The organism is Streptomyces sp. AHA2, assembly GCF_036857595.1.
Lineage (GTDB): Bacteria > Actinomycetota > Actinomycetes > Streptomycetales > Streptomycetaceae > Streptomyces.
Map to the genome: position 1 here is coordinate 227,027 of NZ_JAUQWJ010000004.1, position 19,208 is coordinate 246,234.

Below are 19,208 nucleotides of genomic sequence, written 5' to 3' on the forward strand. Positions count from 1 at the left end.
AGTGTGACATCCCGCACTCGTGCACCACTCCGGTATCCCTCCATCCTCTTCCACGGATACCACGCCCCGCGCGGCGAACACCGTCGTGTTCGCCGGCCGGACGCGCTCCGCCGCCAGGGTTCCGCCCGTGCCCACCCCCGACTTCCTCCGGACCACCCGGGTCTCCTACGACGCCATCGCCGACGCCTATGCCGCCGAGCAGCCCGACAGCCTGGCCGGCAGACCGCTGGAGAGCGCGCTGCTCGCGGTCTTCGGGGAGCTGGCCCGGGCGCGGGCGCACGGCGCCGCACAGCCGCCGGTCGCGGACATCGGCAGCGGGCCGGGCCATGTGACGGCCCGGCTGCACGGCATGGGCCTGCCGGTCTTCGGGGTGGACGTCTCGCCCCGCATGGTGGCCCTGGCCCGCCGGTCACACCCGGGGCTGCGCTTCCACGTGGGGTCGATGACGGAGCTGGACCTGCCGGACGCGTGCCTGGGCGGGATCGTCGCGCTCTACTCGGTCATCCATGTGCCGGACGATCATCTGCCGTCGGTGTTCGCCGGCTTCCACCGCGTCCTGCTGCCGGGCGCGCCGGTCCTGCTGGGCTTCCAGTCCGGCACCGACAACGGCCGTCTGCACCTGACCGAGCGCTACGAGCGCGAGATCGCGCTGGACTTCCACTGGCGGACCCCGGACACGGTGGCGGACCTGCTCGGGGAGGCGGGGCTGGAGATGTACGCACGGGTCCTGCGTCAGCCGCAGGACGAGGAGAAGATGCCCCGCGCGTTCCTGCTGGCGCGCCGGCCCGGGTAGCGGATCAGGGTGCCGCCAGGCCGACCGGGCCCTGGCCCGCGGTGACGGTGCCGGCGGAGCCCGCGGCTCCGGCCGGGCCTGGACGGCGCTGGGCTGGCGGTGCCGCGGTGGGCGGTGCCGCGGTGGGCGGTGCCGCGGTGGGCGGTGTGGCGGTGGGCGGTGCCGCGGTGGGACGTGGCGCGGCTGCGGGGTCCGGGTCCGGGGAGCCCGCCGCATCTCCGGCGGCCGGACCCCCGGCGGCCGGATCCGAGGGGCCCGCCGGGTCCTGGCCCGCCGGGGACAGGCGGTGGACGTCGCGGGCCGTGCCGGTGACCCCGGAGAGGAAGCCCTGGGCCCGCGGGGACGCCGTGTCGGTGAGCCACGCCGGGTCGATGTCGCAGACCGCGACGCGCACGCCCGTGCCGGACAGGGCCAGGGGCAGGGTGTGGACGACCGTGGAGGGGAAGCTCACGACGGTGCGGCCGATGGGGCCGCGCCGGGCGATGAGTTCGAGCGGGAGTTCCGGGCGGACGATCTCCAGACCCGTCTCCACGGCGAGGCGGTGGAGCTTGTCGGTGCTCTCGCGGCGGTGGGCGAAGTAGCGCGTGGCGCCGTGGGCGGCGGCCAGGGCGCGGACGGCCTCCAGGTAGCGGCCGTCGTCGACCACCCCCGTCTCCACCAGGGACGTGCCCACCATGTCCGCGCCCTTGGTGATGCGGGGCGGGCCGAAGCGGGCGCGGGTCCAGGCGAAGGTGTGGGCGCTGACGGTGACGCCCGCCGGGGTCTGGGATATCGGCATGGAAGAGAAGATCTCCACCCGGCGTTCGCCGCCCGGGGTCAGGCGGCGCCGGGCCGAGGCCGAGACCGGGGCGAAGATCACGTCCCGGGGGCCGGGGCGGCCGCCCTTGCGGTGCCACCGCACCAGCCGCTCGCCCCGGGCCAGCTGGCCGACGAACTCCATGGTGGCCGTGCCGTCGTCCACGACGACCAGGTCGCGGGCGCGGGTGATCGTCAGCAGCAGCTGGACGTAGCGGGAGAAGGGGTCCCCCAGCACGATCCGGCGGGCCCTGCGCAGCAGGGCGGCCAGGCCTCCGATGGTCCGGAAGGGCGCCAGCGGGCCGCCGCGCGCCTCCTCCCAGCGGATCTCGTGCCCCTCGTCGCGGGCCAGTTCGGACATCCGCCGCAGCTGGCCGCGCGTCATCGGGTCGACGGGCGACAGCACCACGAGGGTGAGCCCCACGCCGGGCGCGTGCGCGTGCGCCCACTCCAGCACGTTCAGCAGCTGTACCGGACTCTCGACGAAGGCGAGGGTGTGGGGGCCGGCGTTCCCGGCGCGGGGGCTCATCGACGTACGACCGTCCCGTCGTAAGGGGGTGGTGGGGTGGGTGTTCAGACGCCGACCGGCTCGCCCGCCGCCGTGGCGATCTCCGCCTCGGCGACCACACCGGCGACACGGCGCAGCTTCTTCATCGGGGCCAGCTCGGAGTCGTAGACCTTCTTCACGCCGTCGCCGAGGGAGGCCTCGATGGTGCGGATGTCGCGGACCAGGCGGGTCAGGCCCTGCGGCTCGACGGAGGCGGCCTGGTCCGAGCCCCACATGGCGCGGTCGAGGGTGATGTGGCGCTCGACGAAGGTGGCGCCCAGGGCGACCGCGGCGAGGGTGGTCTGCAGGCCGGTCTCGTGGCCGGAGTAGCCGATCGGGACGTTCGGGTACTCCTGCTGCAGGGTGTTGATCACGCGCAGGTTGAGCTCCTCGGCCTTGGCCGGGTAGGTCGACGTGGCGTGGCACATCAGGATGTTGTCCGAGCCGAGGACCTCGACGGCGTGGCGGATCTGCTTCGGGGTCGACATGCCGGTGGAGAGGATCACGGCGCGGCCGGTGGCGCGCAGGGCGCGCAGCAGCTCGTCGTCGGTGAGGGAGGCGGAGGCGACCTTGTGGGCGGGGACGTCGAACTTCTCCAGGAAGGCGACGGCCTCGGTGTCCCACGGGGAGGCGAACCAGTCGATGTTCTTGGACTTGCAGTAGTCGTCGATGGCGCGGTACTCGTCCTCGCCGAACTCCACGCGGTGGCGGTAGTCGATGTAGGTCATCCGGCCCCAGGGGGTGTCGCGCTCGATGTCCCACTGGTCGCGCGGGGTGCAGATCTCCGGGGTGCGCTTCTGGAACTTCACCGCGTCGCAGCCGGCCTCGGCGGCGGCGTCGATGAGCTTGAAGGCGTTCTCGAGCTCGCCGTTGTGGTTGATGCCGATCTCGCCGCAGACGTAGACGGGGCGGCCCGGGCCGACCTCGCGCGAACCGAAGGTGCGGATGCGGGAGTTGGTGCTCATGGCGTGGGGTGTCCTTACTTGGTGAGGGAATCGAGAGAGGGGCCGAGGATCCAGCTGGCGATCTCTCGGATCGCGCCGTCGCCACCGGGGACGGTGGTGACCGCGCGTGCGGCGCCGCGCACGACGTCGTGGGCGCTCGCGACCGCCACGGGCCAGCCGACGAGGGCGAAGCACGGGAGGTCATTGACGTCGTTGCCGACGTAGAGCACGCGCTCCGGCGCGATGCCCTGCTCCTCGCACCACTGCTTCAGCGCGAGGTCCTTGCGGTCGATGCCGTGCAGCACCGGGAGCTTCAGCTTCCGGGCCCGGGCGGCGACCACGGGGTTCTGTTCCGTGGACAGGATGAGCATCTTCAGGCCGCTCCTGCGGAGCGCCGCGATGCCGAGTCCGTCCCCGCGGTGCACGGAGACGAACTCCCGTCCGTCGGAGTCGACGAGCACCCGGTCGTCGGTCTGGGTGCCGTCGAAGTCGAGGACGACCGCGTCGATGTCGTCGGCGGTCGGGAGCGCGCCGGGCCGGTCCGCGTCGAACAGCGGGGCGAGGGCCCGGGCGCGTGCGAGGTCGTGCGGGTCGTCGATCTCCAGCACGCGGGCGGGGTCGGTGCGGACCAGCTCGGTGCGGCCGAAGAAGCGGTGGCCGTGCTCGCGGAAGCCGGCGGCGTCCATGGCGTAGGCGGCGCCGGTCTCCAGCAGGTCCTGGGGGCGGTCCTGGCGGCGGGGCCGGAAGGACTTGTCGTGGTTGACGCCGTAACCGCCGCCCACGGCCGCGTCGTTCTCCGCGACGGTGCCGGCCGCGAGTTCGTCGGCGGCGTCACGCCAGACGAACCCGTGGAAGGGAGCGACGGTGACGGCGGTGTCGGCGCCGTTCCCGGCGACCGCCCCGGCGACCCCGTCGATGTCCTCGCGGACCAGGAACGGGCTGGTGCACTGCACGAGCAGCACCACGTCCACCGGGGTCCCGTGCAGGGCCTCGTGGGCGTCCATGGCGTGCAGGACGGCCGCCTCGGAGGTGGCCGTGTCCCCGGCGATGGCCGCGGGGCGCAGCACGACCTCGGCGCCGGCCTCGCGGGCGGCGGCGGCGATGGCCTGGTCGTCGGTGGATACCACGACGTCCGTCACGAGCCGTGCGGCGCGGCACTCGCGCACCGCCCGGGCCACCAGCGGGACGCCGCCGACCGGGAGGAGGTTCTTCGCGGGCACCCCCTTGGAACCGCCGCGCGCGGGGATCACCGCGAGCACCCGGCGTACTGCCGGGGCGCCCGGGCCCGCTTCCGAGTGGGACATGGATTCAGCTCCTTGACGTGGGATCGGGCGACGGCTCACAGCTCGCCCATCCGCCGGATGACGGGCGCCACGCGCTGCACGCCGTGCCGGTAGGCGCCGCGCGCCGCCCGGCGCACGATCTGCCGCACCGGACCGGGCTCCCGGTCGGCGGCGGGTGCGCCGGGCAGGGGTGCGCCGTCGGGGCCGAGGTGGTGGCGGGCGAGGATGCCGGGCAGGTAGCCGGGCGCGGTGACGGGGGTGTAGTACGGGGCCAGCGGGGGCAGCCCGCCGGGCCGGTCGAGCAGCTCGGCGATGCGTTCCCGGGCGGTGTCGAAGGCGGAGGCGTACGAACCGTCCGCTCCCACGCCCTGGCGGGCCACCCACTCCTCGTCGGGGACGGGCCGGTGCCCGGCGTCGAGCTGGTCCCAGGAGGCGAGGCAGCCGGAGCCGACGAAGTGGTGGTTGCCGAGCGACTCGCGCACGCCGAGGTCGGTGAGGACGACGGTGGGGATCCGGCGGTGCAGCGACTCCAGGGCGGCCGTGGAGCTGACCGTCACCAGCAGGTCGGTGCGGTCCAGGACCTCGCCCATGTTGCCGTACACCAGGCGGAAGTTGGCCGGTGCGTCGAGCCGCTGCACCAGCTTCTGGTACGGCAGCTCCTCGATGTGGGTGGTGTGTTCGCCCGGCTTGGAGCGCAGCTTCAGCAGCACCTCGCGGTCGGGGTGCAGGCGGGCGTGCTCCACCAGCCGGCGCAGCAGGTACGTACGGTCCCGGCGGCTGTCGGGCACGGAGGGCTGGGCGGCGAAGACGACCCGGTAGGGCTCGTGTTCACCCGCGTAGCGAGCTCCGCCGAGGAAGGGCAGGGCCACTTCGGTGACCGACGAGGCGTCGGCGCCCACCCCCTCGTAGACGGCGCGGAAACGCTCGGCGTCCTGGCGGGAGTTGGCGAGGACCAGGTCCGCTCCGTGACGCAGCAGCAGCCCGTCGGCGAGTTTCTCGTAGACGACGCCGACGTACCCGGTGACGACGACGGGGCGCGCGGTCCGGCCCGACCAGGTGTGCGCGAGGCCGTGCAGCATCGCCTGCACACCACCGCCGACCAGCGCGAGGACCAGGACGTCGTAGGTGTCCTCGCCCATGGCGCGCAGGAACTCGGCCGCGGTGACCTCCCGCAGCGAGTCGGCGCTGACGCCCACTTCACGCAGCTGGCGCGGGGTGGGGGTGGCCCGGCCGCGCAGCAGATATCCGTCGAGGACGGGGCCGGGTTGCGCGGCCTCGCTCCCTGCGGTTTCCATGGACGGTCCCGGGACGATGCGGTGCGCGGTGAGGGCACCCCATTTCCATCGGGTGTCGGAGTCCGCGAGAACCGCGATACGCGGGCGCTTCGGTGTACTTGCTGGCACGTCGACGACGCTAGGAAGCGAATCCGAGGTACGGCGGAACCGGGACTCAACGAGAAGTTAACAACACCCCACCGCGAGCCGAACTGGCCTGCCGGAAGGCGGGACGTACACGGGGTGCACCGTTCTGACACATTGAGTTCACCCGGTGTACGCGCATCGGAAAGTTGCCCTGCCGGGCGGGCTCCTAACGTTTTGCGGGTGCCTAAGCTTTCCGTGATCGTGCCGTTCTACAACGTGCAGCAATATGCCCCGGACACCCTCAGAAGCCTTCGGCTGAACGCCGATCGGGATTTCGAGTTCATCCTGGTCGACGACCATTCGAAGGACGAAACCCCGGTCATTCTCGAACGGGCGGCCGAGGAGCTCTCGGATGTCGCGCAGGTGCGTTACATCCGACACGAGCGCAACGGGGGTCTGGCCACCGCCCGCAACACCGGCCTGGACGCGGCTCAGGGCGAGTACCTGACGTTCCTGGACGGCGACGACTGGCTGGCTCCCGGTTATCTCACCGAACTGGTGTCCGCCATGGACCGGTTGGGTTGCGACTTCGTGCGCACCGACCACGTCCAGGCCACCGCGCGCGCCCGGTCCGTGCACCGGGTGCCGGTCGGGCGCCGCTGGGAGGCGTTCGACCCGCGCGAGGCGATCCTGCCCGCGCACCGCTCCACCTCCGTGGACTACGCCTACGCCTGGGCCGGCGCCTACCACCGGCGCCTGGTGGAGCGGGGACTGCTCCACTTCACCGACGGGCTGCGCACGGCCGAGGACCGGCCGTGGATCTGGAAGCTGCACCGGGAGGCGGAGTCGTTCGCCGTGGTGAGCCTGCTGGGCGTGTTCTACCGGCGCGGGGTCGCCTCGTCCCTCACCCAGATCGGCGACGTCCGCCAGCTCGACTTCATCCGCGCCTTCGACCAGGTGGTCGAGGAGACGGCCCGGGACCGCGAGGCGGACCGGCTGCTGCCCAAGGCGGTGCGGACCTATTGCGCGATCATCGCCCACCACCTGTCCAACGAGGACCGGTTCGAGCCGTCCGTGGCCCGCCGGCTGCGCTCGATGAGCGCCGCGGCCATCAAGCGGATGCCGCAGGACGCGCTCGCCGACGCACTGGAGGCCATGGACATGGACCGCTCGGCCAGACTGCGGCGGCTGCGCCGCCGGGTCACCACGACGGGAGCGGCAGCCTGATGCCCGGGACCACCCAGATCTTCTGCGCCTCGACGCTGTACGGCGTCGCCACCCTGGCCGCCGCGATCGACTCCGACCTCTTCGAGGAGCCGGACCGCCGGGTGCTGCTGGTGTTCAACAACTCCGCGACCCCGGAGATCACCCCGGCCCTCGACGAGATGCCGGGCTTCGAGCCGCTGCGCTCGCACTTCGACGACGTCCTGTCGTGGAACGAGGCCATCCGCCCCTTCCACCCCGGGGCCTGGGCGCCGCGCGCCGACGACATCCCCCTGTTCGAGCGCCATCTGCGGATGCTGTGGGGCCTCGGCGACGACCGGATCAGCCTGGTCCTGGAGTCCATCCAGGTCGCACCGGCGCTGACGGTGGCCCAGCTGTTCACCGACGCCCCCGTCGACGTCTACGCCGACGGCCTGATGAGTTACGGCCCCACGCGCAACAAGCTCGACCCGCTGGTCGGCACCCGCGTGCGGCGGCTGCTGCACCTCGACCTGGTGCCGGGCCTGACGCCGATGCTGCTCACCGAGTTCGGCGTGCCCGCCCGCCTGGTGCCGACGCCCGCCTTCCTCAAGGTGCTCGGCGAGGTCACCGAGACCGTGCCCGGACTGCCGGACCTGCCCGGTGACGCGGCGCTGCTGCTGGGCCAGTACCTGTCGGCGCTGAACATCCTCTCCCCCGAGGAGGAGGAGGACCTGCACGTGCGGATGGTGCGGGGCGCCGTCGCCCGCGGACACCGCACGGTCGTCTTCAAGCCGCACCCGACCGCGCCGGCCCGCTACAGCCGCGCCCTGGAGACCGAGGCCGAGAAGCTCGGCGTCGACCTGACCGTGCTGGACACGCCCGTCCTCGCCGAGGTCCTCTTCGACCGCGCCCGCCCGGCCCTGGTCGTCGGCTGCTTCTCGACGGCCCTGTTCACCGCCTCCTCCTTCTACGACCTGCCGGTCGCCCGCGTCGGCACCGAACTGCTGCTGGAGCGGTTGACGCCCTACCAGAACAGCAACCGCGTCCCCACCACGTTGGCGGACGCACTGCTGCCGGACCTGGACGACGCGGGGGGCGGCGACGTGCTGCCGGCAGAGCGGCTGCCCGACCTGGTCACGGCCGTCGGTTTCACCATGCAGCCGCAGATCTACCCCGACCTGCGACCGAGGGCGGAACAGTTCCTGGCCCGCCATCTCGGGCCGCGCACCCGGCGCTATTTCAAGAAGCGCCGGCTCACCGCGCTCGGTCTGCCCGGCGGGATCCCGCAGCGGCTGGCCTTCCTCCCGCGCAACGCCACGGCACGCCGGGTGGTCAGGAGGGCACGGGCCCTTCGGAAGGCGGTCCGCGGCTGAACGCGCCGGGCCCGGCGACCCGGCCCGGCGACGCCCGGATGAACCCGGGGAAAAGGACAGGCGAAGCCTGTCCTTTTCGAACGTGATGACGTCAATTCACGCCCTAGGGTGACAGGCGCCCTGCCCGCCCCCTGGCGGCCCAGGTAAAGGACGGACGAGCCACACAGAGGTTTCCAGCGTGACCGAGACGGTCGTCAGCACCCGCCAGCCCCGGCCCGCGACCGCAGCGCCGGCCGAACCACCGGGCGTCACGATCGTCCCGCGGCGCCGCGGGAAGCCCGGGGGGCGGCTGCGCGCCCTGGACGGACTGCGGCTGCTGGCCGCCCTGATGGTGGCGGCCTACCACTACGGCGGACGCGACGGGGAGGTCGCGCAGGCCTGGGGCACCTCGCCGAAGGCACAGTTCCCCACCCTGCACGAGTACTTCGCCTACGGCTGCCTCGGCGTCCAGGTGTTCTTCGTGATCAGCGGGTTCGTGATCTGCATGAGCGGCTGGGGCCGGCCGCTGAAGTCGTTCTTCGCCTCCCGCGCCTCCCGCCTGCTGCCCGCCTACTGGGTGGCGGTGCTGATCGTCACGGCGGTGTTCGCCCTGCCGGTGGTGGCCTACCGGGCGGTGTCCCCGAGCGACGCGCTGGTGAACCTGACGATGCTGCAGATGCCGCTGGGCGCGGACCGGGTGCTCGGGGTGTGCTGGACGCTGTGGGCGGAGGTCCGCTTCTACGCCCTGTTCGCCCTGTGCGTCGTGCTGCCCGGGGCCACCCGCCGCCGCGTGATCATGTTCTGCGCGGGCTGGACGCTGGCGGCGGTGATCGCCGACAACGCGCACCTGCCGCTGCTCGACATCGTCGCGATGCCGGAGTACGCCCCGTACTTCATCGGCGGTGTCGGCCTCTACCTGGTCCATCTCGACCGGCGGGACGTGTACGGCTGGGGCATCGTGGCCGTCAGCTGGGCGATCGGGCAGCACTACGCGGTGCAGGAGCTGTGGCACGCGCCGGACGCGGGCGGCTTCTCCCACCGCACCTCGCTCGGGATCGTGCTGGTCGTCACCTTCGGGTTCCTCGCGGTCGCGGCGATAGCCCTGGGGCTGCTGAGCCGGGTGAACTGGCGCTGGCTGACCGTGGCGGGGGCGCTGACGTACCCGTTCTACCTGGTGCACGAGCACCTCGGGTGGGTCGTCATCCACGCCCTGCACCGGGGCCTGCATCTGCCATCAGGGGTGACCTTCGGGCTGACGGTGGCCTCAATGCTGCTGCTGGCGTGGCTGCTGAACAAGTATGTGGAGGAACCGCTGACACCACGGCTGCGGGCCGCTCTGGCCAAGGGCCGCTGAGCTGTTCACAGGACGTTCACCCATCCGTCGGTTCGGGCACCGCCCGGGGAGAAGGCTCGCCTCATGACCAACGCACCAGCGACCACCGACACGTACCCCGGCGAACTGGCCGACGTCCCGGGCTGGTTCCCGCCGCTGGACCAGATGCTGTTCACCTGGTTCCTGGAGCGGCAGCGCGAGCGGGACGTCCGGGGCGATCTGCTGGAACTGGGCGTCTACATGGGCAAGAGCGCGATCCTGCTCGGCCGGCACCTCGGGGACGGGGAGACCTTCACCGTCTGCGACCTTTTCGAGGGCGAGGCCCCGGACGGTGCCAACCAGGCGGAGACGGCCCAGTCCTACTCCGCGCTCACCCGGCAGGCGTTCGAGCGGAACTACCTGTCCTTCCACGACAGCCTGCCGACCGTCATCGCCGGCCCCAGTTCGGTCGTGTCCGAGCGGGTCGCCCCGGGCTCGTGCCGCTTCGTCCACATCGACGCCTCGCACCTGTACGAACACGTGCACGGTGACATCGGGGCGGCGCGCGAGATCCTCCAGCCGGGCGGCATCGTCGTCCTGGACGACTTCCGCTCCGAGCACACCCCGGGCGTCTCCGCCGCCGCCTGGGAGGCCGTCCTCAACCGGGGCCTGAACCCCGTCTGCCTGAGCACCCAGAAGATGTACGGCACCTGGGGCGACCCCGAGCCGCTCCAGGAGGAGCTGCTCGCCATGCTGCGGGAGCGCACCGACTGCTCGGTGAGCGTGCAGCAGGCGGCCGGGCACCGGCTCGTACGGGCCCGGGCGCGGGGCATGAAGCCGCCGGCGTTCCCCACCTCCCGGCACTACGTGGCGCCGGTGCCGGCGCAGGTCCCGGCCCCGGCGGCGTCCGAGCCCCCGGCCGGCCCGCGCCCGGCCCGGCCCGTGCCCTCCCGGGCCCGCCGGCTCGCCAAGGACCTGCTGCCGCCGCTGGTCACCCGGGCCGTGCGGCGGGCCCGCAAGCGCAACGCCCGGGGTGCCGCGCTGTCATGAGTCCCTGGCGGGCTGCGTCTCAGCTGCTCGCCAGCGACAGTTTCACCGCGAAACCCAGGAACAGGGCGCCCGCCGCCGAAGTGGCCCCCGCCGACAGGCGCCTGCGGCGGCGGAAGGCGGCGGCCAGCCGGGTGCCGCCGAAGATCAGCGCGCTCAGGTACAGCACGCTGGCGAGCTGGGCCAGGACCCCCAGGACGACGAACGACAGCGCGGGATAGGCGTATCCCGGGTCCACGAACTGCACGAAGAAGGCGACGAAGAACAGGATCGCCTTGGGATTGATCAGGCTCACGACGAGGGCGCGGCGGAACGGGCGCTCCTCGGCGGGCACGGGCGCCCCGTCCGTGGCGGCGGAGCGCTCGGCACGCGTGCGCCACATGCCCCGGGCGGCCCGCAGCATGCCGACGGCGAGCCAGGTCAGGTACCCGGCGCCCGCGTACTTGACGACGGCGAACAGCACGGCGTTCGCCTGCAGCAGCGAGGCGACGCCGGCCGCGGACAGCGTCATCAGCACCGCGTCGCCGCACCAGACGCCCGAGGCGGCGGTGTACCCGGCCCGCACACCGCGGCGGGCGGCCACGGACAGCACGTACAGCGAGTTGGGGCCGGGGAGCAGGATGATCAGGACGAGGCCCGCCAGGTAGGTGGGCAGATCGACGACACCGAACATGCGAAGGAGTGTCGCACGCGGGACGGGCACCACGACATGCCGTTTCCCCCACCTCCCCGGCGATCAGAAGGCGTCCGACGGGACGTGCGTGCCCCACACCTCGCGCAGGGCGTCGCAGACCTCGCCGACGGTGGCCCGGGCCCGCAGGGCGTCCTTCATCGGGTGCAGGAGGTTGTCCTCGCCCTCGGCGGTCTTCTTCAGGGCGGACAGGGCGGCGTGGACGGCCCGCCGGTCGCGCCCGGCGCGCAGCGCGGCGAGGCGTTCGGCCTGCCGGGCCTCGATGGCGGGGTCGACGCGCAGCGGTTCGTAGGGTTCCTCCTCGTCGAGCCGGAAGCGGTTGACGCCGACCACGACGCGCTCGCCGGAGTCGGTCTCCTGGGCGATGCGGTAGGCGTTGCGCTCGATCTCGTCCTTCTGGAAGCCGTGTTCGATGGCCTCGACGGCACCGCCGAGGTCCTCGACCCGGCGCATCAGGGCGAGGGCGGCCTCCTCGACGTCGTCGGTCATCCGCTCCACGGCGTAGGACCCGGCGAAGGGGTCGACGGTGGCGGTGACGTCGGTCTCGTGGGCGAGGACCTGCTGGGTGCGCAGGGCGAGGCGGGCGCTCCGGTCGGTGGGCAGGGCGATGGCCTCGTCGAAGGAGTTGGTGTGCAGCGACTGCGTGCCGCCCAGCACCGCGGCCAGGCCCTGGACGGAGACGCGGACGAGGTTGACCTCGGGCTGCTGGGCCGTCAGCTGCACCCCGGCCGTCTGGGTGTGGAAGCGCAGCATCAGCGACTTGGGGTTCCTCGCGCCGAACTCCTCGCGCATGACCCGGGCCCAGATCCGGCGCGCGGCACGGAACTTGGCGACCTCCTCCAGGAGGGTGGTGCGGGCCACGAAGAAGAACGACAGGCGGGGGGCGAAGTCGTCGACGTCCATGCCGGCGGCGATCGCGGTGCGCACGTACTCGATGCCGTCGGCGAGGGTGAAGGCGATCTCCTGCGCGGGTGAGGCGCCGGCTTCGGCCATGTGGTAGCCGGAGATGGAGATGGTGTTCCAGCGCGGGAGTTCGCTCCGGCAGTACCGGAAGATGTCGGCGGTCAGCCGCAGGGAGGGCCTGGGCGGGAAGATGTAGGTGCCGCGGGCGATGTACTCCTTGAGGACGTCGTTCTGGACCGTGCCGGTCAGCTGCCCGCCGCTCACCCCCTGCTCCTCGGCGACCAGCTGGTACAGCAGCAGGAGCAGCGCCGCCGGGGCGTTGATCGTCATGGACGTGGAGACCTGGTCCAGGGGGATGCCGCCGAACAGCACCCGCATGTCCTCGATCGAGTCGATCGCCACGCCCACCTTGCCGACCTCGCCGTGCGCGAGCGGGGCGTCGGAGTCGTGGCCCATCTGGGTGGGCAGGTCGAAGGCGACCGACAGGCCCGTCGTGCCGTGTGCGATCAGCTGCCGGTACCGGGCGTTGGACTCGGCCGCCGTCCCGAAACCGGCGTACTGGCGCATGGTCCAGGGCCGGCCCGTGTACATCGTCGGGTAGACCCCCCGTGTGTACGGGTACGCCCCGGGCTCCCCCAGCTTCTGCGCCGGATCCCGGCCCTCCAGGGCCGACGGCCCGTAGACCGGCTCGATCGGCAGACCCGACTCCGACTCGCGCGCCATGGTGCGTCGCCTCCCGCTCGGCTGTGACCTCGCTCACCACCATGCCCCCTGGTTCGCGGCGGGTCACGCCCGGGGAACATCTCAGGTGACATCCGGGCCGGACGGTGGGAGACAGGGGGGCGCGTGCGCACCAAGGGCTTGGGACGAGCCGTCGCGACGGCACTGGCCGTACTGGCCGCACTCACCGGCTGCACCGTGCAGACGCCCGAGGGCGGGGGCGGCAGCCGCCCGCCGGTGCACGTCGAACTGCCCGGCGGCATCCGGCCCCCCACGCGCGCGCCCGGCGGTGGGGACGGGACCCCGTCCGGCGACGACGGCAGGCCGCACACCGCGTCGCGCGTGCTGTGGTCCTACGGCGACACCGGCCGGGACGTCCGGGAACTGCAGGCGCGGCTGCGGCAGGTGGCCTGGCTCTTCGAGGGGCCGACCGGGACGTACGACGAGCGCACGCGTGAGGCGGTGAGCGGCTTCCAGGGCAAGCGCGGGCTGCCGCGCACGGGCCGGACCGACACCGTCACCTGGCAGCGGCTGCTGCGGATGACCCGCGAGCCGGGCCGGTGGGACCTGTACCTGATGGGCGGCCAGCCCGCGGACCGGCCGGACCCGCGCTGCAGGACGGGCCGTGTGCTCTGCATCGACAAGACCAGCCGGACCCTGCGCTGGATGATCGACGGCCGGACGGTGTCGACGATGGCCGTCCGCTTCGGCTCGGAGTACACCCCGACCCGGGAGGGCGTCTTCTCCGTCTACTGGAAGTCCCGCCACCACGTGTCGACGCTCTACGACTCGCCCATGCCCTACGCGATGTTCTTCAGCGGCGGCCAGGCGGTGCACTACTCGGCGGACTTCGCCGCCCGGGGCTACGCGGGCGCCTCGCACGGCTGCGTCAACGTCCGGGACGAGGCGGCGATCGCCGCGCTGTACGCGCAGGTCCGCGACGGCGACAAGGTCGTCGTGTCCTGGTGAGGCGGGAGATGGGGCGCGGGCGGGACCGGGGGAACGTGTCCCGCCCGCGCTCAGGTGCACGAGCCGTAGGTACGGGGGGAACCCCGGCTCCGTGCGACAGCCGATGACCAGTCGGCTCACTCATTACTGCGTCGCACGCCCCGAAAACGTCACACCCTCGGCGAGGAAACGTTCACCTCGTACGAAACCGCAGGTCGCAGGGGGGCCAGCGCGTGCTGGGTCCAGCCGCCGCCCCCGCCGTCGGCCTTGTCGAGGCGGGCTGCCCCTCCGTCGGCCTTCCTGCCGGGCTCGTCCTGCTCGCGGCCCCGGTCGCGGTCCTGCTTCCGGTCTGCCTTGCTCCGGTCCCAGCCCTTGTGGCCGCCGTTGCCCTGGCCCGCGCCCTTGTCACTGCCCGCGCCGCCGCCGCGGGCCGCGCCCCGGCCGTCGTCCGCTCCCCCGCCGTGGCTCCCGCCCGCGCCCCGGCCGTCCCGCCCGGCGGAGCCGCGGTCGGCTCCGGCCAGGAGGCCCTTGCAGTACTTCCGGACCCGGGTGCCGTCCGCCGCGTCCCGCAGGGCGCGGCGGCGGTGCTCGTCCAGAGCCTTGCCCTGGCGCAGGTCGCGGCAGGCCTGGACGAGGGCTTCGCGGTCGTCTCCGGACGGGCCCGGGCGGTCGCCGGGTTCCGGCTTCGCGGACGTGGCACCGCCCGTCTCGTGGCGTCCCGTGCCGCCGGTCGCGCCGGTCGGGCTGCCGCCGGGGGCGAGGCCGCCGGAGCCCGCGCCGCCCTGGACGGCGTCGCTCGGCGAGGGCGACGCCGCCGGGCGGCCGGGCGAGGGAGCCCCGGCCGAGACCGAGGAACCGGGGGCGGGTCCGTCGCCGCCGAACGGCGTCAGCACTCCCGTTCCGGCCGCCGCCGCAACCCCGCCGACCATGCCGACGGCGAGAGCGGCGGCCAGCGCGAGACGGGCCGGCCGCAGGCGACGGGACCGTCGGACGGCCGCGGGGGCGCCTGTGCGCGCCTGCCCGATGTGCACCAGCCCCGCGTCGGCGGTCCCGGGCAGGTCCTGGCCGGCGGCTGCCGCGCCGGCCGCGGGCGCGTCGGCGCGCTCGGCGCGGGCCTTGCGGAACGCGGCCACCGCCGCGGCCTCACCGGGCATCTCCTCACCGGCCGGCGGGGGTGCGGCGGACAGCGCCGCGAGGATCCCGGCGAGTCGTGCGGCCCGCTCCCGGCCAGGGCCGTCGACAGCCTCCGGTGGCTCTCCGCTCAGCAAACGTTCCGCCGTTTCGCGGTCCAGCCACCCGTACTGCTCGTCGGCCATCACACATCCTTCTGCGTCCGCGCGACGCTGTGCGTCACACCTGCGGACGTCACCGCACCGTCGCGCGGTTCTCTCTGGGGCGGCAGGGCGTCGAGGACCCCCGCCGATTCCGGATCGGCCCGCGGGGCGTCACCGAGCAGCTCGGCGAGCCGCTTCAGGCCCCGGTGCGCCGCCGTGCGGACGGCGCCGGGGCGCTTGCCGAGCGTCTCCGCGGCGCTCTTGGCGTCGAGTCCCACCACCACGCGCAGCACCACCGCCTCGGCCTGGTCCTGCGGCAACCGGGATATCAGGGAGAACGTTCCGTCGGTGGCGAGTGCCTCGATGGCCTCGCCGGCCGTGTCGGACTCGGCGGCCCGGCCGGTCAGTTCGGTCTCGTCGCCGCCGATGGCGGGACGCCGTCCGCGCATCCGTATGTGGTCCAGCGCCCGGTTGCGGGCGATCCGGGCGGCCCAGCCGCGGAAGCGGTCCGCGTCGCCGGTGAACCGCTCCAGGTCGCGGGCGATCTGCAGCCACGCCTCGGAGGTGACGTCCTCGGCGTCGGGGTCGCCGACCAGCGTCCGTACGTATCCGAGCAGCCGCGGGTGCACGGTGCGGTACACGGTCCGGAACGCGGTCTCGTCCCCGTCCTGTGCCGCGCGCACCGCGGCGGTCAGCTCCGCGTCGTCCCCCAGCACCGCGCGCCCTTCTGCGCCTGATCCGGCGCCGCTCTCGCGGCCCGGGTTCTCGCCGTCGTGGTCGTCCGATTGATGGTTGCGGGCGCAAGCCCGCAGGTGATTGCGGTGGTCCTGCCGCCTCCGCCCTGGCGCGAATGGCACGTTACGACCTGAAACCACTCCCCGTCCACGTCCGCCGGAGATGCAACTAAGCCGTGACACGGCGGGTGTGACAGAAACCGCACTCAGCGCGCTGTAGGGAGTACGGGCCGCCGCGCGGCCCGTGCCGCGCGACGGCCGGGGCCTCTCCTGTGGGGGGTGGCGGCCCCGGCCGTTGCCATGGCGGCACCGGACGGGTAGCGAAGTCCCTCAGGGGCGACGGCCGTTGGACGGAGAGCGCTTGCCGTCGGACCGGCCCTGGTCCGCTCTCTCGGCCGCCTTCTCGCCCGGCTTCTCGCCCGCGTTGCCGTCCGAGTCCTTGCCCGCGGACGGGGAGCGCTGCGGGGCCGGACGGTCCGTGGCGGGGGTGCCGTTCCCTCCGGGCCCAGGTCCGGCCGGGTGCGCGGCGCAGTACGCCGTGACGTTCCTCTCACCGCCCGCGGCGTCGACCAGACGCTCCCAGGCGGTGGCGTCCATCGCCCGGCTGCGGCCGCCGGCCCGCTCGTAGGCGCGGCAGTGCGCCCCGGTGTCCTGGGCGTTCCGTGCACCGCGGGCGTTCCCCTCCTCGCCGCCGCCCGCTGCGTCCTCCCCCGGGGTCCGGCCGGGGGAGGCCGGGCCACCGCCCGGGTGCGGGGTGCGGGTGGCCCGCGGCCGGTCCGGGGACGGGTCGCGCGGGGCGACGCTGGAGGCGGTCGGCCGTTCGGGGGTGCCGTCCGGGCCGTCCGGCGACCCGCCCGCCACGCCGATCGCCGCCACGGCCACACCGCCCAGGGTGAGGCTGGCGAGCAGCACGGACAGCGTCGTCCTCAGGGGCCGTCCGGGCAGGGGCCGTCGCCGGAGTGCCCAGTCGTCGCGCCGGCGGACGGGCGGGTGCGCCGCGCCGGCGTCCCGGGCGGCCCGGAAGGCGGCCACGGCCCGCTGCTCGGCCTCGCTGTCGACCCCGTCCCGGACGAGGCAGGCGACGATCAGTGCCTCGACGTCGGCCTCGAGGAGGGTGTGACGGGAACCACGGCCGGCAAGCCCGCCGTCGTTTCGCCGCTCACCCATGTCCGCCCTGCCTCTGCTCGATCCACCCGACCCGGCCCACCGGGTCTCCTCCGTACGTCCCGCCGATCGGCCCTGCTCAGGGCCCCACGGGGTGCGCGCGCCCGGGGACGCGGGCCCGCCGGGTGGCGGAGCCCGCGGCTCCGCTCATGTCGACTCACCCAGCGTCCGCCGCCCCTCATCCGTCACACTCTCCGCGCCGAGCTGCCCCGCGAGCCGCTTCAGGCCCCGGTGGGCGGCCGTGCGGACGGCGCCCGGCCGCTTGCCCAGGACGCGGGCGGCGGCCGGCCCGTCGAGCCCGACCACCACGCGCAGCAGCACCGCCTCGGCCTGGTCGCGCGGCAGCCCCCGCACCAGTTCCAGGGCCCGCTCGGTGGACAGGGCCTCCAGCGCCTGATCGTGGGTGCTCTGCGGTCCGGGCAGGTCCAGCACGTCCTGCTCCAGCGCCGACGGCCGGGGCCGCACCCGCAGCCGGCGCAGGTGGTCCAGTGCCCGGTGCCGGGCGATGGTCGCCGTCCAGCCGCGGAAGCCCGCCCCGTCGCCCCGGAACCGCCCGAGGTCCCGGGCGATCTCCAGCCAGGCGTCGGACGCCACGTCCTCGGCGTCGTCCCCGACGAGCCCGCGCAGGTAGCCGAGCAGCCCGGGCTGCACCAGCCGGTAGGCCGCCGCGAAGGCCGCCTCGTCACCCTGCTGGGCCCGCGCGACGGCCGCGCCCAGTTCCCCGTCGTGCGCGTGCACGCGCCGGGGTTCCGCTCCCTGACCCAAGTGACGTCCTCGTCCGTGCCGCGTGCGCGATCCTCACGGTGATCAGCGCCGGTGCGCGCCGAAGTGTCACAGCGCGTCAGCCGCCCGGCCGCCGCCGACCGTTCGGGTCAACCCGACCCGCCGTCCTCGGGAGCGCGCGGCCGGACAGGTTTGGTCCAAGTGACGTACCGGGGAGTGCTGCTCGCGATGCCACCGCCCGACGAAAGGCGAGCGCCGTATGACCTCCCGCCTGCTGCGCACCTCGGTCGCCACCGCCCTGGCCCTCGGCGCCCTCGGTCTGACCCAGCCCGCCCGGGCCGACTCCTCCGACGGGGTGCACACCGTCCGGGTGCCGGACGGGGACCCGCACGACCGGTCCCTCGCCCCGCGCACCACCGAACCGTTCAGTCTGCTCGGCGTCACCTGGGACGATCCGCGGGCGCGGCTGGAGGGCACCGCCCAGGTGCGCACCCGCTCCCGCGAGACCGGCGCGTGGAGCGCCTGGCGGGCCCTGGACGCCGGCGTCCGCCCGCCCGAGACCGGCCCCGACCGTGACCGCGCCGGAGTGCGCGGCGGCACGCAGCCGCTGTGGACCGGACCATCGGACGGGGTGCAGGTGCGGGTCTCGGGCGCGGCGCTGCCCGAGGGGCTGCGCGTCGACCTGGTCGACCCGGCCGGCGGGACGGACGTCGTGCACACCGGAACCGTCGACCCGGACACCGTGCCCCCGGCCGCCGGGGCGCCCTCCGCGGAGCGCCCGGCGGTGACGTCCCGGTCCGCCTGGGGGGCCGACGAGTCGCTGGTGAAAGACCCGCCGACCTACACCTCCGACACACAGGCGATCTTCGTCCACCACACGGCGGGCACCAACGACTACGCCTGTTCGGAGTCGGCGTCGATCGTGCGGGGCGTGTTCCTCTACCACGTGAAGAGCAACGGCTGGAACGACATCGGCTACCACTTCCTCGTCGACAAGTGCGGCACCGTCTTCGAGGGCCGCGCGGGCGGCATCGACAAGCCCGTCCTCGGCGCGCACACCTACGGCTTCAACACCGCGACCAGCAGCATCTCCGTGCTCGGCGACTACTCGACGGCGACCGCCGACGCCGTGGTGCGCGAGTCGGTCGCCAAGGTCGCCGCCTGGAAGCTCGGCCTGTACGGCGTCGACCCGACCGGAACGGTGGTGCTCACGGCCGGGGCGGACAACGGGAAGTACAAGCTGGGCCAGAAGGTCACGATGCACCGCATCTCGGGGCACCGCGACGGCTTTCCGACCGAGTGCCCCGGGCAGCACCTCTACGGCGACCTGCCCGAGATCCGCACCCTGGCCGCGAACGCCTCCAAGCCGGCCGAACCGGCCCCGGCCGGGCTCACCGCGCAGGGCGCGCCCGGCCGCTGAACCCTGCCGCCG

At 73.9% G+C, this 19,208-nt stretch carries 16 protein-coding genes and 1 pseudogene; 7 read left to right on the forward strand and 10 right to left on the reverse strand.

Going from position 1 to position 19,208, the window contains the following annotated elements; genetic code table 11:
* The first annotated feature begins 127 nt into the window (after positions 1 to 127).
* Positions 128 to 793: a class I SAM-dependent DNA methyltransferase gene (locus Q5694_RS11505; RefSeq protein WP_333932553.1), complete on the forward strand. Its 666-nt coding sequence runs from the start codon at positions 128 to 130 to the stop codon at positions 791 to 793.
* Positions 794 to 1,070: 277 nt separating this feature from the next.
* Here Q5694_RS11505 and Q5694_RS11510 read toward each other — a convergent pair.
* The 4 genes and pseudogenes from Q5694_RS11510 to Q5694_RS11525 all read right to left on the reverse strand — a co-directional run.
* Positions 1,071 to 2,117: pseudogene (locus tag Q5694_RS11510) on the reverse strand (hypothetical protein); the annotation flags it as partial.
* A 44-nt stretch (positions 2,118 to 2,161) separates the two neighbouring features.
* On the reverse strand, positions 2,162 to 3,100 hold the full coding sequence (locus tag Q5694_RS11515; protein ID WP_333932554.1) for an N-acetylneuraminate synthase family protein: 939 nt from the start codon (positions 3,098 to 3,100) through the stop codon (positions 2,162 to 2,164).
* Positions 3,101 to 3,114: 14 nt separating this feature from the next.
* Complete coding sequence (locus Q5694_RS11520; protein ID WP_333932555.1) at positions 3,115 to 4,383, reverse strand: N-acylneuraminate cytidylyltransferase; 1,269 nt, start codon at positions 4,381 to 4,383, stop codon at positions 3,115 to 3,117.
* A gap of 35 nt (positions 4,384 to 4,418) precedes the next feature.
* Positions 4,419 to 5,765: a DUF6716 putative glycosyltransferase gene (locus Q5694_RS11525; RefSeq protein WP_333932556.1), complete on the reverse strand. Its 1,347-nt coding sequence runs from the start codon at positions 5,763 to 5,765 to the stop codon at positions 4,419 to 4,421.
* Between the two features lie 198 nt (positions 5,766 to 5,963).
* On the opposite strand from Q5694_RS11525, the gene Q5694_RS11530 reads away from it, so the two are divergent.
* The 4 genes from Q5694_RS11530 to Q5694_RS11545 all read left to right on the forward strand — a co-directional run bounded on the left by Q5694_RS11530 (position 5,964) and on the right by Q5694_RS11545 (position 10,622).
* Positions 5,964 to 6,950 (forward strand): glycosyltransferase family 2 protein, encoded by a 987-nt coding sequence (locus tag Q5694_RS11530; protein WP_333932557.1) that lies wholly within the window; start codon positions 5,964 to 5,966, stop codon positions 6,948 to 6,950.
* A complete protein-coding gene (locus Q5694_RS11535) occupies positions 6,950 to 8,281 on the forward strand; it encodes an alpha-2,8-polysialyltransferase family protein (RefSeq protein WP_333932558.1) in 1,332 nt (443 codons plus the stop codon). The genes Q5694_RS11530 and Q5694_RS11535 overlap by 1 nt, the downstream gene beginning before the upstream one ends.
* A gap of 178 nt (positions 8,282 to 8,459) precedes the next feature.
* Complete coding sequence (locus tag Q5694_RS11540; RefSeq protein WP_333932559.1) at positions 8,460 to 9,614, forward strand: acyltransferase family protein; 1,155 nt, start codon at positions 8,460 to 8,462, stop codon at positions 9,612 to 9,614.
* Between the two features lie 63 nt (positions 9,615 to 9,677).
* Positions 9,678 to 10,622 carry a class I SAM-dependent methyltransferase gene (locus tag Q5694_RS11545; RefSeq protein ID WP_333932560.1) on the forward strand — a complete coding sequence of 315 codons (945 nt, stop codon included), beginning with the start codon at positions 9,678 to 9,680 and terminating at the stop codon, positions 10,620 to 10,622.
* A gap of 19 nt (positions 10,623 to 10,641) precedes the next feature.
* Here the strand turns inward: Q5694_RS11545 and leuE are convergent, their stop codons facing one another.
* Complete coding sequence (gene leuE, locus Q5694_RS11550) at positions 10,642 to 11,292, reverse strand: leucine efflux protein LeuE (protein ID WP_333932561.1); 651 nt, start codon at positions 11,290 to 11,292, stop codon at positions 10,642 to 10,644.
* A gap of 63 nt (positions 11,293 to 11,355) precedes the next feature.
* On the reverse strand, positions 11,356 to 12,936 hold the full coding sequence (locus Q5694_RS11555) for an acyl-CoA mutase large subunit family protein (protein WP_333932562.1): 1,581 nt from the start codon (positions 12,934 to 12,936) through the stop codon (positions 11,356 to 11,358).
* Between the two features lie 123 nt (positions 12,937 to 13,059).
* On the opposite strand from Q5694_RS11555, the gene Q5694_RS11560 reads away from it, so the two are divergent.
* Complete coding sequence (locus Q5694_RS11560) at positions 13,060 to 13,902, forward strand: L,D-transpeptidase family protein (RefSeq protein WP_333932563.1); 843 nt, start codon at positions 13,060 to 13,062, stop codon at positions 13,900 to 13,902.
* A gap of 149 nt (positions 13,903 to 14,051) precedes the next feature.
* Here Q5694_RS11560 and Q5694_RS11565 read toward each other — a convergent pair whose 3' ends face one another.
* From Q5694_RS11565 to Q5694_RS11580, 4 genes are all read right to left on the reverse strand, one after another.
* A complete protein-coding gene (locus tag Q5694_RS11565) occupies positions 14,052 to 15,197 on the reverse strand; it encodes a hypothetical protein (protein ID WP_333932564.1) in 1,146 nt (381 codons plus the stop codon).
* Positions 15,197 to 15,871 carry an RNA polymerase sigma factor gene (locus Q5694_RS11570; protein WP_333932565.1) on the reverse strand — a complete coding sequence of 225 codons (675 nt, stop codon included), beginning with the start codon at positions 15,869 to 15,871 and terminating at the stop codon, positions 15,197 to 15,199. Before Q5694_RS11570 ends, Q5694_RS11565 begins: the two co-directional genes overlap by 1 nt.
* Positions 15,872 to 16,219: 348 nt before the next feature.
* On the reverse strand, positions 16,220 to 17,056 hold the full coding sequence (locus Q5694_RS11575; protein WP_333932566.1) for a hypothetical protein: 837 nt from the start codon (positions 17,054 to 17,056) through the stop codon (positions 16,220 to 16,222).
* Between the two features lie 144 nt (positions 17,057 to 17,200).
* Positions 17,201 to 17,818 (reverse strand): RNA polymerase sigma factor, encoded by a 618-nt coding sequence (locus tag Q5694_RS11580; protein WP_333932567.1) that lies wholly within the window; start codon positions 17,816 to 17,818, stop codon positions 17,201 to 17,203.
* A gap of 217 nt (positions 17,819 to 18,035) precedes the next feature.
* On the opposite strand from Q5694_RS11580, the gene Q5694_RS11585 reads away from it, so the two are divergent.
* The gene (locus Q5694_RS11585) at positions 18,036 to 19,196 is read left to right on the forward strand and encodes an N-acetylmuramoyl-L-alanine amidase (protein WP_333932568.1); all 1,161 of its coding nucleotides are present in this window, start codon (positions 18,036 to 18,038) and stop codon (positions 19,194 to 19,196) included.
* The last annotated feature ends 12 nt before the right edge of the window (positions 19,197 to 19,208 follow it).

Bases quoted from the DNA above. Each gene is read 5' to 3' on its own strand.
- Q5694_RS11515 (WP_333932554.1), bottom strand. From the start codon at position 3,100: ATGAGCACCAACTCCCGCATCCGCACCTTCGGTTCGCGCGAGGTCGGC.
- Q5694_RS11520 (WP_333932555.1), bottom strand. From the start codon at position 4,383: ATGTCCCACTCGGAAGCGGGCCCGGGCGCCCCGGCAGTACGCCGGGTG.
- Q5694_RS11535 (WP_333932558.1), top strand. From the start codon at position 6,950: ATGCCCGGGACCACCCAGATCTTCTGCGCCTCGACGCTGTACGGCGTC.
- Q5694_RS11545 (WP_333932560.1), top strand. From the start codon at position 9,678: ATGACCAACGCACCAGCGACCACCGACACGTACCCCGGCGAACTGGCC.
- leuE (WP_333932561.1), bottom strand. From the start codon at position 11,292: ATGTTCGGTGTCGTCGATCTGCCCACCTACCTGGCGGGCCTCGTCCTG.
- Q5694_RS11555 (WP_333932562.1), bottom strand. From the start codon at position 12,936: ATGGCGCGCGAGTCGGAGTCGGGTCTGCCGATCGAGCCGGTCTACGGG.
- Q5694_RS11565 (WP_333932564.1), bottom strand. From the start codon at position 15,197: ATGGCCGACGAGCAGTACGGGTGGCTGGACCGCGAAACGGCGGAACGT.
- Q5694_RS11575 (WP_333932566.1), bottom strand. From the start codon at position 17,056: ATGGGTGAGCGGCGAAACGACGGCGGGCTTGCCGGCCGTGGTTCCCGT.
- Q5694_RS11585 (WP_333932568.1), top strand. From the start codon at position 18,036: ATGACCTCCCGCCTGCTGCGCACCTCGGTCGCCACCGCCCTGGCCCTC.